The sequence below is a fragment of the Actinotalea fermentans genome, from assembly GCF_007991475.1.
GTDB classification, from domain to species: Bacteria; Actinomycetota; Actinomycetes; order Actinomycetales; family Cellulomonadaceae; genus Actinotalea; species Actinotalea fermentans.
On sequence record NZ_BJYK01000002.1, the window covers coordinates 25,848 to 37,568 of the forward strand.

Here is an 11,721-nt window from a genome sequence, read left to right on the forward strand (position 1 = left end):
TACGAAGGGTCCTGCGACCGGCACGAGCCGGACCGGGGCACGGGTGAGGGGGCACGACGGCGTGCGCACACGGAACGAGCGAGCGACGACGACCCACGCGACCGCCGGTCCGCGCGTCGGGCGCGCGCGGCGGCTGGCCGCCCTCCTCGGTGCGGTCACCCTCGTCGGCAGCGGGCTGAGCGCCTGCTCCCCCGGCCGGCCGGAGCCCGACGCCGCCGCGCAGGCCCTGGCCGACGGGCTCGCGGGCGCAGACCTGTCGGACGTGCTGCTCCTCGACGCGAGCCCCGAGCAGGCCGGCGCCGAGCTGACGACGGCGCTCGAGGCGATCCTCGACACGCCCCCGACCGTGACGGTCGCCGCCGTCGCCGTGGACGAGGACGAGGACACGACCGCGCACGCGACGCTCGCCTACTCCTGGGACCTCGGTGCGGCGACGCCGTGGACCTACGAGACCGAGGCGACGCTCGAGCTCGTCGACGACGCGTGGGCCACCCACTGGTCGCTGCACGTCGTGCACCCCGACCTCCTGCCGGGGCTCGTCGTCGCGACCGAGCGCGTGCCCGCGCCGCGGGGCACCGTGCTCGGTGCCGGCGGCGCCGTGACCCTCGTCGAGCCGAGGCCGGTGCTCCGGCTCGGGCTGGACAAGACGCGGGTGGAGGCTGCCGCCCAGGCGGAGTCCGGCCGCCAGATCGCCGAGCTGCTCGGCCTGGACCCGGCGGCGTTCGTGGACCGGGTCGCCGCCTCGGGCGAACGGGCCTTCGTCGAGGCGCTCGTGGTGCGCCGCGACAACCCGGGGGTGGACCTGGAGGCCGTCCTGGCCGTGCCCGGAGCCCTCGCCGTCGAAGAGCAGCGCCCGCTCGCGCCGACGCGTCAGTTCGCCCGCGCGATCCTCGGCACGGCCGGACCCGCGACCGCCGAGATCATCGAGGAGTCCGACGGCGCCGTCGCCGAGGGGGACATCGCCGGCCTGTCAGGCCTGCAGCACCAGTACGACGAGCTGCTGCGGGGCCGCCCCGGGCTGACCGTGCTGCTCCGGCGGCCCGACACCGGCGACGAGACGCCGGTCTTCACCGCGGAGCCGGTCCCCGGCGAGTCGCTCGTCACGACCCTCGACCCGGCCTACCAGGACGCGGCCGAGGCGGTCCTGGCCGGCGTCGGCCCTGCGAGCGCGATCGTCGCCATGCGGGCGTCCACCGGCGCCGTGCTGGCCGCGGCCAGCGGACCCGGCAGCGACGGGTTCCCGACCGCGACCACCGGGATGTACGCCCCTGGCTCCACGTTCAAGGTCGTCAGCTCGCTCGCCCTGCTGCGGGCCGGGCTGGGCCCCGACAGCCAGGTGGAGTGTCCGGAGCGTGCCACGGTCGACGGCCGCGCCTTCGCCAACTTCCCCGACTACCCGTCGTCGCACCTCGGCACGATCACGCTGCGGGACGCCGTGGCGCAGTCGTGCAACACGGCGTTCATCGGGACGTCCGGGATGGTGACCGCCGCCGACCGCGCGTCGGCCGCCGCCGCCCTCGGGCTGGGCGTCGAGCAGGACCTCGGGTTCCCCGCGTTCCTCGGCTCGGTGCCCGCCGACGCGACGGGCACCGACCACGCGGCGTCCGCCATCGGGCAGGGCAGGGTGCAAGCCTCCCCGCTCGCGATGGCGACCGTCGCGGCGTCGGTCGCGGCCGGGCGGACGGTGGTCCCCTGGCTGGTGGGCGCCGAGCCGCCCGCCGCCGAGGCGCCCGAGGTGCCGCTCACCGCCGAGGAGGCCGCCGCCCTGGCAGACCTCACGCGGGGCGTGGTGACCGACGGCGGCGCCCGCTTCCTCGCCGACGTGCCGGGGGCGCCGGTCCTGGCCAAGACGGGGACCGCGCAGACCGGGTCGGGCGACACCCTGCACAACCACGTGTGGATGATCGCGGCGCAGGGCGACCTGGCTGTCGCGGTGTTCGTCGAGACCGGCGAGTACGGCTCGACCACGGCCGGCCCGCTGCTCGAGCAGTTCCTCGGCTCGGTGCCGGCGATCGGCTGAGGGGCCCTACCCGCTCCGAGTGGAACGAAACGGGCGGGATCCGAGCCTGAGTGGAACGTTGTGCTCGCACTTCGTTCCACTTCCGGGGGGTGATGGGGGTCAGCGGCCGCGCCAGCGGTCGATCTCACGCCGCTCGCGCTTGGTGGGCCGACCCGCGCCCCGCTCGCGCTGGGCGACCGGGGCCACGAACTCCCGCGGTGGGGGCGGCGGCGACCGGTCGAGGTAGTGCTGCGCCGCGACCGTCGCCGAGGCGCGCTTGAGGAGCAACCCGGTGACCTCGTAGACGACGTCGCGCGCCGCCAGGTGGACGGCGACCTCGTCGCCAACCCGGACGGGCGTCGCCGGCTTGGCGCGGTCCCCGTTCACGCGGACGTGCCCGGCGCGGCACGCGGCCGCGGCGGCGGAGCGGGTGGTGAAGAGACGGACGCCCCACACCCACGCGTCGACCCGGACGGCGCCGGCGGGCTCGCTCACCCGTCGGCCGCCGTCCTGCCGGCCGTCCTGCCTGCTGTCCTGCCCCGCGTCCGCACGCGCGTCAGCGACGGTGCGCCCGGTAGTACTCGACGAGGGCGCGGGTCGAGGCGTCCTGCGCGGCCAGGGCCGCCGGGTCGCCCGCGAGCGCCGGCGCGACCTCGAGGGCGAGCTTCTTGCCGAGCTCGACGCCCCACTGGTCGAACGAGTCGATGCCCCAGACGATCCCCTGCACGAACGTGATGTGCTCGTACAGCGCGATGAGCTGGCCGAGCACCGACGGGGTCAGCGCGGGCGCCATGATCGACGTCGTCGGCCGGTTGCCGGCGAAGACGCGCGCCGGGACCAGGTCCTCGCGCGTGCCCTCGGCGCGCACCTCGTCGGCCGTCTTGCCGAACGCGAGCGCGGCCGTCTGGGCGAGGAAGTTCGCGAGGAACAGCTCGTGGACGTCGGTGGACTCGGTGCCGTCGCCGCCCGTGTCCTTGAGCGGGTACGCCGGCGTCGCCACGGCGATGAAGTCCGCCGGCACGAGCCGGGTGCCCTGGTGGATGAGCTGGTAGAACGCGTGCTGGCCGTTGGTGCCGGGCTCGCCCCAGAACACCTCGCCGGTCTCCGTCGTGACCGGCGAGCCGTCCCAGCGGACCGACTTGCCGTTGGACTCCATCGTCAGCTGCTGCAGGTACGCCGGGAACCGGTGCAGCAGCTGGGCGTACGGCAGCACCGCGTGCGTGTGCGCGCCGAGGAAGTTGACGTACCAGACGTTGAGCAGGCCCATGAGCACGGGCACGTTCTGCTCGAACGGCGCGGTGCGCAGGTGCGCGTCGACCGCGTGGAACCCGGCGAGGAAGTCGCGGAACGCGTCCGGCCCGATGGCGATGGCGAGCGAGGTCCCGATGGCCGAGTCGACCGAGTAGCGCCCGCCCACCCAGTCCCAGAACCCGAACGCGTTCGCGGGGTCGATGCCGAAGGCGGCGACCTTGTCGAGCGCGGTCGAGACGGCCACGAAGTGGTGCGCGACGGCGTCGGCCCGCGCGTCGTCGGTGTCGGCGATGGCACCGGCCTCCGCGAGCGCCGACCAGAGCCAGGCGCGCGCGAGGCGGGCGTTGACCAGGGTCTCGAGGGTGCCGAACGTCTTCGACGCGACGATGAACAGCGTGGTCTCGGGGTCGAGGTCCGCGACGGTCCGCGCGACGTCGGTCGGGTCGATGTTGGACACGAAGCGCACCTGCAGGCCCACCTGCACGTACGGGGCCAGGGCCTCGTACGCCATGACGGGGCCCAGGTCCGAGCCGCCGATGCCGATGTTCACGACGGTCGCGACCGGCTTGCCCGTCACGCCGCGCCACCGGCCGGCGCGGACCTCGTCGGCGAACGCGAGGACCTTTGCGAGCTCGGCCTGCACGTCGGCGTCGACGTCCTGCCCGTCGACGACGAGGGGCGGCTGCGCGCCTGCGGGTCGACGCAGCGCGGTGTGCAGCACCGAGCGGTTCTCGGTGACGTTGATCCGCTCGCCCGAGAGCATCGCCTCGATGCGCCCGGCCAGGCCGACCTCCTGGGCGAGCTGCACGAGCAGCGCGAGGGTCTCGTCGGTGACGAGGTTCTTGGACAGGTCGACGTGCAGGTCGCCGACGGATCGCGTGAGCCGCGCGGCCCGGTCGGGGTCGGCGGCGAACCAACCGCGCAGGTCGGGCACGAGGGCACCGGAGTGCGCCGCGAGCGCGGCCCAGGCAGAGGTCGAGGTGGCGTCGATGGGTGCAGTGGTCACCCCGACAACCTACTGACGCGGCGCGGCGGGCGGGTAGGCCGCTCGGTCCGCTCGCGCCGCCTGGGCCAGGATGGCCCCATGACGACCGTCGACACGTCCGCGCAGGTCCGCGTCCGCCCGATGACGCCCGCCGACTGGCCCGCCGTCCGCGCGATCTACGCCGAGGGCATCGCGACCGGGAACGCGACGTTCGAGACCACCGCGCCGGAGTGGGCCGCCTGGGACGCCGGGCACACGCCCGAGCACCGCTTCGTCGCGGTCGACGGCGACGCCGCCGTCCTCGGCTGGGTGGCTTGCTCACCGGTCAGCGACCGGTGCGTGTACGCCGGCGTGCTGGAGCTGAGCGTGTACGTCGCCTCCGCGGCGCGCGGGCGCGGCGTCGGGTCGGCGCTCCTGGCCGCGCTGGTCGCCTCCACGGAGGCCGCGGGCGTCTGGACGCTGCAGACCGGCATCTTCCCCGAGAACACCGCGAGCCTGGCCCTGCACGCGCGCCACGGGTTCCGCGTCGTGGGCACCCGCGAGCGCATCGGCCGGATGGACGGCGTCTGGCGGGACACCGTCCTCCTCGAGCGGCGCAGCGCCGCGACCTAGCCCTACCGTGGCTCGTGGGCGAGGTCCGGGTCGGCATCAGCGGGTGGCGGTACGCGCCCTGGCGCGGGGTGTTCTACCCGCCCGGCCTGCCGCAGCGCCGCGAGCTCGAGTACGTCGCGTCCCGCCTGCGCACGGTCGAGATCAACGGGAGCTTCTACTCGCTGCAGCGCCCGGAGTACTACGCCGCCTGGGCCGCGCAGACCCCCGACGACTTCCTGTTCACCGTCAAGGGGCCCCGGTACGTCACGCACCTGCTCAAGCTGCGTGAGCCCGCGCAGGCGGTCGCCAACTTCTTCGCCTCGGGCGTGCTCGCGCTGGGGCACAAGCTCGGCCCGGTCCTGTGGCAGCTCCCGCCGCAGCTCGGCTTCCATCCCGAGCCCCTCGCGGCGTTCTTCGACCTTCTCCCCCGCACGACGACGGCCGCTGCCGCCCTCGCGACCGGGCACGACGCGCGGCTGGAGGGTCGGGCGCTCACGGTCGCCGACGTCGACCGCCCGGTCCGGCACACCCTCGAGGTCCGGCACGCGAGCTTCGCGACGCCCGCGTTCACGGCGCTGGCCGCCGCGCACGGCATCGGCGTCGTCGTGGCGGACACGGCCGGGAAGTGGCCCCTGATCTGCGAGGTGACCAGCGACGTCGTGCACGTGCGGCTGCACGGCGACACCGAGCTGTACGTGAGCGGGTACGACGACGCGGCCCTGGCCCGGTGGGCCGAGCGCATCCGCGGCTGGCGCGAACGGGCCGACGTCTACGTGTACTTCGACAACGACGTGAAGGTGCATGCGCCGTTCGACGCGCAGCGGCTCGCCGAGCTTCTGGACCTTCGTCCCTGAGGATTGCCTAACCTCAGCTCGACAATGGCGGGGTGGACCTCGCCAGCTGCCCGCTCGACACCGACGTCACCGTCCTCGCCGTCGACCCCGACTGCGAGGCGTGCCTGCGGATGCACGAGCTGGGCCTGCGCGTGGGCACCTGCGTGCGCGTCACGCACCGCGGCCCGGCCGGCGCCCGGGTGGTCGCCGTCGGCGCGACCCGCGTGGCGGTCGACGCCCGGACCGCCGCGCTGATCGCGGTCGCCGCACCCGCGGGCGCGGGCGCGCGATGACCACCACGTGCCACGACGCCGGTGGTGGGACCCTGCCCGCCGACGTCGCGGCCGTGCTGCTCGTCGGCAACCCGAACGTCGGGAAGTCGACCCTCTTCAACACCCTCACCGGCGCCCGGCAGTCGGTGATGAACGCCCCGGGCACCACGGTGGAGCTGCACCTGGGCACCTGGCGTGCCGCCGACCTGGCCCTCGTGGACCTGCCGGGCACCTACAGCCTCGTCCCGCGCACGCCCGACGAGATGGTGGTCCGGGACACGCTCGCCTCGCGCGGGGACGCGGCGGTGCTCGTCGTCGTCGACGCGACGGCGCTCTCGCGCTCGCTGTACCTGCTCGCCCAGGCGGGCGCGCAGCGGCCGGTCGCGGTCGCCGTGACCATGCTCGACGTCGCCCGGACGCAGGGCCACGCCCCCGACCTCGACCGGCTCGCCGCGATCCTGGACGTCCCCGTCGTCGCCGTCGACCCCCGCAGCGGCACCGGGCTCGACGCCCTGGCCGACGCCGTCCGCGCGGCCCGGCCCCTCGCGGACGTCCCCGACACCGCCGGCCTGGCGCCCCTCGAGGCCGCGGACCGGCTCTTCGGCTGGGTCGACGACGTCGTCACGCGCCTCGACCCACCCGCCCCCGCGCCGCGCACGCGCAGCGACCGGGTCGACCGGGCGCTGCTGAACCCCTGGTTCGGCGGCCCCGTGTTCCTCGCCGCGATGTGGGCGCTCTTCGAGCTCACCACGACGGTCGCGACGCCGGTGATGGACCTCGTCGACGGCTGGGTGGGCGCGCTCGCCGACGTGACGCGCGGCGCGCTCGGCGGCGCGCCGGCCTGGGTCTCGGGCCTGCTGGTCGACGGCGTGCTCGTCGGCGTCGGGACCGTGCTGACCTTCCTGCCCCTGCTGGCGATCATCTACGTCGCCCTCGCCCTGCTGGAGGACAGCGGCTACCTGGCCCGCGCCGCCGTCCTGGCCGACCGGCTCATGCGCGTCATCGGCCTCGACGGCCGCGCGATGCTGCCCATCGTCATCGGCTTCGGGTGCAACGTCCCCGCGATCGCGGCGACGCAGACCCTGCCGACCTCCCGCCAGCGCCTGCTCACCGGCATCCTCGTCCCCTGGACGACGTGCGCCGCCCGCCTGCCGGTGTACGTGCTGCTCGCGGGCGTCTTCTTCCCGCAGGACGCGGGAACGGCGATCTTCGCGATGTACGTGCTCTCGCTCGTCCTCGTCGTCGTCGGCGGCCTGGTGCTGCGCCGCACGCTGTTCCGGGACGTGCGCAAGGACCCTCTGCTCATCGTGCTGCCGACCTACCAGCGGCCCCACCTGCGGGGCATCGCACGCTCGGTGTGGGGTCGGGTGCAGGGCTTCGCCCTCAAGGCGGGCGGCATCATCGTCGTCACGCTCACCGCGGTGTGGGTCCTCATGGCCGTGCCGGTGGGCGGCGCGGACGCCCAGCCGGGCCCGGGCGTGCCGGTCGAGGACTCGCTCTACGGGGCGGTCGCGCAGACGATCAGCCCGGTGTTCGCGCCCGCCGGCTTCGACGACTGGCACTTCTCCGCCGCGCTCGTCACGGGCTTCGTCGCGAAGGAGGTGGCCGTCGGCGCGCTCGCGCAGTCCTACGCCGTCGCCGACGACAGCGCGGCAGGCCTCGGCGAGCACCTGCGCGCGACGCTCGAGGCGAGCTCGGGCGGGCACGCCGCGGCCGCGGCGCTGGCCTTCATGGTGTTCGTCCTCGCCTACACGCCCTGCCTCGCGACGGCGTCGGAGCAGTGGCGGCGGTTCGGCGGCGCCTGGACCGTGCGCATGGTGGGCATCCAGCTCGCCGTCGCCTGGCTCGTGGCGGTCGCGGTGTTCCAGGTCGGCTCGCGACTCGGGGGTCTCGGATGACCGCCGGCCTGGCGCAGGAGAAGCCGAGCAGCGTCGTCACGCGCGTGCTCGACGAGGTGCGCCGCGGCGGTACGCCGACGGCCATCGCCGCCCGGACCGGCCTGCCGCCGGACCTGGTCACCGCGGTCCTCACGGAGCTCGTGGCCGCCGGCGTCGTGGGGACGGCGTCGTGCTCGGTCGGGCCCACGTGCGGCGTCGCCGCGATGCCGCGGGACGACCGCCCGGTCCGCTGCACCTCGTGCCCGCTGTCCCACTGAGCCCCGACGCCGCGGACGGCCCGTCGCACGCCCGGCCGAACGAGCCTCCCCGAATCGGACAAAGTGGCGCATATCCACACGCTGTGGGCACCCGTGTGGACAACGCGGTCCGCGGTGCCGGGCGCCGGCCCGACCGCGGTCAGCCGGCCAGCCGCGCGAGCCGGCGCACACCCTCCGCGACGACGTCGTCGCGCTTGACGTGCGTGAAGCGCACCCACGAGCGCAGCTGCGCGGCCGCCGGGGACCCGGCCTGGCAGAACGCGGCGACGGGGACCGCCACGACGCCCACCCGGTCCGGCAGCTCGCGGCAGAGCCGGGCGCCGTCGTCGAAGCCGAGCGGCGCCGCGTCCGCGACCACGAAGTAGCCGCCCGCCGGCATCGCGACGTCGAAGCCCGCCGCCCGCAGGCCTGCGGCCAGCAGGTCCCGGCGGCGGGCGAGCGACGCCCGCAGGCCGGCGACGTACGCCGCCACCCGCCCGTCCTCGTCGGCGAGCGCGGCCGCCACGGCGGGCTGCAGCGGCGCCCCGGACGTGTAGGTGAGGAACTGCTTGACGGTCCGCACGGCGGTGACCAGCGGCGCGGGGCCCGTGACCCAGCCCACCTTCCACCCCGTCAGCGACAGCGTCTTGCCCGCGGACGAGACCGTCAGGGTGCGCTCGGCCATCCCGGGCAGCGTCGCCAGCGGCACGTGGACGGCCCCGTCGAACGTCAGGTGCTCGTACACCTCGTCGGTCACGACGACGGCACCCACCTCGGTCGCGAGCCGCGCGACCGCGGCGAGGTCGTCGGCCGTCAGCACCGTCCCGGTCGGGTTGTGGGGCGTGTTGAGCAGGATGACGCGCGTCCGCTCGCTCACGACGGCGCGCAGGGCCGCCACGTCGAGGGCGAACCGCGGCGCGGCAGGGTCTCCCGCGTCGGACCGCAGCGCGAGCGGCGCCGGCCGGAAGCGCGCCCCGGCCATGGCGGTGACCGCCGCGTAGGAGTCGTAGGCCGGTTCGAGGGCGACGACGTCGTCGCCGGGCCCGGCGAGGGCGAGCACCGCGGCGGCGATCGCCTCGGTCGCGCCGGTCGTCACGAGCACCTCGGTGTCCGGGTCCCAGGTCAGGCCGTAGTGCCGCTCCTGGTGGGCGGCCACCGCGCGGCGCAGCTCCGGGACGCCGTCGCCGGGCGCGTACTGGTTGCGCCCCGCCGCGAGCGCCGCCCGGGCCGCCTCGACGACGTGCGCCGGGCCGTCGACGTCCGGGAAGCCCTGGCCCAGGTTCACCGCGCCGGTGCGCGCCGCGAGCGCCGACATCTCCGCGAAGATCGTCGGCCGCACCGCCCCGCCGTCGCCCGGCCCGTCAGCGAGCAGCCCCGCGGCGGCCGCGACCTCACGCCATGTCACCGCGCCAGGGTACGGCCGTCCGGCTGGGCGGCCGCCGCGAGCCAGCCGCCACGGCGGTAGGCCGGCGTGCCGACGGCGAGGACCACCAGGCCGAGCGCGAGCGCGCCGAGGATCGTGCCCGTCATGGCCGCGGTGTCACCGCCCAGCGGCCCGACGGCGGAGCTCAGCACCCCGCTGACGCCCAGCTGCACGAACCCGAGCACCGCCGCCGCCGTCCCGGCCCGCTCGCCGTGCCGCGAGATCGCCAGCGCCGAGGCGTTCGCCTGGATGAAGCCGAGCGTCGCGAGGGTCAGCCAGAGCATGACCACGGTGCCGGCGAGCCCACCGAGGCGTCCCACCGCCACGACCGCGAGCACGGTGGCGAGCACGACGGCCGTCGGCAGCGCGGCGCGCAGCAGCCGCAGCGGCCCGACGCGGCGCACCACGGCGGCGTTGGCCTGCGCCCCGAGCACCAGCGACAGGCCGACCACGGCGAACAGCACCGCGAACTCCGGCTTCGAGAGCCCGTGCTCGGACTGGAACACGAACGACGACCCCGCGACCCAGCTCATGATGACCGCCATCCCCAGCCCGGGCAGCAGCGCGAGGGCGAGGAACTGCCGGTCCCGCAGGATCCCGCGGTACCCCCGCAGGACCGAGCCCACCCCGGGGGTCGCGCGGCGCTCCGGCGGCAGCGTCTCGGGCAGGAACGCCATCGTGACCGCCCAGATCACGGCCGCGAGCGCGGCGAGCGTGACGAACACCCCGCGCCAGCCCCAGTGCACGGCGACGAACCCGCCCACCGACGGCGCGAGCAGGGGCGCCGCCGCGATGACCAGCATGAGGCGGGACAGCAGCCGCGCCGCCTCGGCGCCGTGGAACAGGTCGCGCACGACGGCGATCGCGACCACCGTCGCGCCCGAGGTGACGAGCCCCTGCGTCACGCGCAGCGCCGCGAGCTGAGTGATGTTCCCGGCGACGGCGCACAGCAGCGACAGCACCACGTGCAGGCCGATGCCGATGAGCGCGGGCCGCCGCCGGCCGACGCGGTCGGCGAACGGGCCCACGAGGAGCTGCCCGACGGCTCCCCCGACGAGCATCCCCGTGATCGTGAACTGCGCGCCCGCACGGCTGGTGCCGAGGTCGGCGGCGACCTCCGGCAGCGACGGCAGGTACATGTCCGTGCTCACGGCCGGCAGCAGGCTCAGCGACCCCACGACGAGCACCAGGGCGGCGCCCCGCGGGACCCGGGGACCCGACCCGACCGGCGACGGGTCGGCCGGGTCGGCGACGTCGGCCGCGGGCCCGGTCGGGGCGTGCGGTGGGGGCGGCTGGCTCACGACCCGAGTATCCGTACAGATCGATTCGACGCGCGAGCCCTTTCCACGGCTGCTGTCGGGGCTGGACGGCAGACTGGGGCCATGTGCGGACGCTATGCGTCGTTCCGCGACGCCCAGGACCTCGCCGACGCCTTCGCCGTCGCGCCGCCTGACGTGGCGCCCGACGCGGCCGGGCTGCCGCCGTCCTGGAACGTCGCGCCCACCGATCCCGTGCGGGTGGTCGTGGAGCGCGCCCCGAAGCACGCCGGCACGGACACCGCGGCGCCCGAGGGCGCGGGCGAGCACGACGACGCCCCGCGCCGGTCCCTGCGCCTGGCGCGCTGGGGGCTGGTGCCCGGCTGGGCCACGGACCCGTCGATCGGCTCGCGCATGATCAACGCGCGCGTGGAGACGCTCGACTCGAAGCCCGCGTTCCGCAAAGCGGTCGCCGCGCGGCGCTGCCTCGTGCCCGCCGAGGGCTACTTCGAGTGGCAGGCCCCGCCCGCAGACGCCCCGCCCGCCACCGGTCCCACCGGCCGCCGCCGCAAGCCCGCGAAGCAGCCGTTCTGGATCCACCCGGCCGACGGCGGGCCCCTCGCCTTCGCGGGCCTCTACGAGTTCTGGCGGGACCCGACCCGCGCCGACGACGACCCCGAGCGCTGGCTCGTCACGATGACGATCGTCACGGGCGGCGCTCCCACCGACGACCCCGCGCTGGCCGAGATCCACGACCGCCAGCCCGTCATCCTCGACCCCTCCCGGTGGGACGCGTGGCTCGACCCGCACGTGAGGGACCCGGCCCGCGTGATGGACCTCCTGCGCCGCCCCGCGCCGCCGCTGGTGGCGACGCCCGTGTCGACCGAGGTCAACTCCGTGGGCAACGACGGTCCGCACCTGGTGGAACCGGTCGAGCTGGCGGTGCCGATGACGCTCGACCTCGGCTGAGCGGGATG

General features: G+C 75.7%; 11 protein-coding genes. 7 read left to right on the forward strand and 4 right to left on the reverse strand.

Annotated elements, in window-relative coordinates; genetic code table 11:
- Positions 1 to 61 precede the first annotated feature (61 nt).
- A complete protein-coding gene (locus AFE02nite_RS06555) occupies positions 62 to 2,020 on the forward strand; it encodes a penicillin-binding transpeptidase domain-containing protein (protein WP_261765514.1) in 1,959 nt (652 codons plus the stop codon).
- Positions 2,021 to 2,119: 99 nt separating this feature from the next.
- Here the strand turns inward: AFE02nite_RS06555 and AFE02nite_RS06560 are convergent, their stop codons facing one another.
- Together AFE02nite_RS06560 and pgi are read right to left on the reverse strand one after the other, a co-directional pair.
- Complete coding sequence (locus AFE02nite_RS06560; RefSeq protein ID WP_034247070.1) at positions 2,120 to 2,494, reverse strand: RNA-binding S4 domain-containing protein; 375 nt, start codon at positions 2,492 to 2,494, stop codon at positions 2,120 to 2,122.
- Between the two features lie 61 nt (positions 2,495 to 2,555).
- A complete protein-coding gene (gene pgi / locus AFE02nite_RS06565) occupies positions 2,556 to 4,256 on the reverse strand; it encodes a glucose-6-phosphate isomerase (RefSeq protein WP_034247073.1) in 1,701 nt (566 codons plus the stop codon).
- Between the two features lie 78 nt (positions 4,257 to 4,334).
- Between pgi and AFE02nite_RS06570 the strand changes: the two genes are divergently transcribed.
- From AFE02nite_RS06570 to AFE02nite_RS06590, 5 genes are read left to right on the forward strand one after another with little or no spacing between them, the layout of a single operon-like run.
- A complete protein-coding gene (locus AFE02nite_RS06570) occupies positions 4,335 to 4,847 on the forward strand; it encodes a GNAT family N-acetyltransferase (protein ID WP_034247075.1) in 513 nt (170 codons plus the stop codon).
- Positions 4,848 to 4,861: 14 nt separating this feature from the next.
- A complete protein-coding gene (locus tag AFE02nite_RS06575; RefSeq protein WP_034247077.1) occupies positions 4,862 to 5,680 on the forward strand; it encodes a DUF72 domain-containing protein in 819 nt (272 codons plus the stop codon).
- Positions 5,681 to 5,712: 32 nt separating this feature from the next.
- A complete protein-coding gene (locus AFE02nite_RS06580; protein ID WP_034247079.1) occupies positions 5,713 to 5,952 on the forward strand; it encodes a FeoA family protein in 240 nt (79 codons plus the stop codon).
- Complete coding sequence (gene feoB / locus AFE02nite_RS06585; protein ID WP_034247081.1) at positions 5,949 to 7,829, forward strand: ferrous iron transport protein B; 1,881 nt, start codon at positions 5,949 to 5,951, stop codon at positions 7,827 to 7,829. The genes AFE02nite_RS06580 and feoB overlap by 4 nt, the downstream gene beginning before the upstream one ends.
- Positions 7,826 to 8,086, forward strand: coding sequence for a helix-turn-helix domain-containing protein (locus AFE02nite_RS06590; protein ID WP_034247083.1), 261 nt, complete (start codon positions 7,826 to 7,828; stop codon positions 8,084 to 8,086). Before feoB ends, AFE02nite_RS06590 begins: the two co-directional genes overlap by 4 nt.
- Before the next feature lie 139 nt (positions 8,087 to 8,225).
- Here AFE02nite_RS06590 and AFE02nite_RS06595 read toward each other — a convergent pair whose 3' ends face one another.
- Positions 8,226 to 9,470 (reverse strand): aminotransferase class I/II-fold pyridoxal phosphate-dependent enzyme, encoded by a 1,245-nt coding sequence (locus AFE02nite_RS06595; RefSeq protein WP_261765515.1) that lies wholly within the window; start codon positions 9,468 to 9,470, stop codon positions 8,226 to 8,228.
- On the reverse strand, positions 9,467 to 10,789 hold the full coding sequence (locus tag AFE02nite_RS06600) for a multidrug effflux MFS transporter (RefSeq protein ID WP_261765516.1): 1,323 nt from the start codon (positions 10,787 to 10,789) through the stop codon (positions 9,467 to 9,469). The genes AFE02nite_RS06595 and AFE02nite_RS06600 overlap by 4 nt, the downstream gene beginning before the upstream one ends.
- 81 nt (positions 10,790 to 10,870) lie before the next feature.
- On the opposite strand from AFE02nite_RS06600, the gene AFE02nite_RS06605 reads away from it, so the two are divergent.
- Positions 10,871 to 11,713 (forward strand): SOS response-associated peptidase, encoded by an 843-nt coding sequence (locus AFE02nite_RS06605; RefSeq protein WP_034248312.1) that lies wholly within the window; start codon positions 10,871 to 10,873, stop codon positions 11,711 to 11,713.
- The last annotated feature ends 8 nt before the right edge of the window (positions 11,714 to 11,721 follow it).

Coding starts and splice junctions, on each gene's coding strand:
- AFE02nite_RS06570 (WP_034247075.1), top strand. CDS start 4,335: ATGACGACCGTCGACACGTCCGCGCAGGTCCGCGTCCGCCCGATGACG.
- feoB (WP_034247081.1), top strand. CDS start 5,949: ATGACCACCACGTGCCACGACGCCGGTGGTGGGACCCTGCCCGCCGAC.
- AFE02nite_RS06590 (WP_034247083.1), top strand. CDS start 7,826: ATGACCGCCGGCCTGGCGCAGGAGAAGCCGAGCAGCGTCGTCACGCGC.
- AFE02nite_RS06605 (WP_034248312.1), top strand. CDS start 10,871: ATGTGCGGACGCTATGCGTCGTTCCGCGACGCCCAGGACCTCGCCGAC.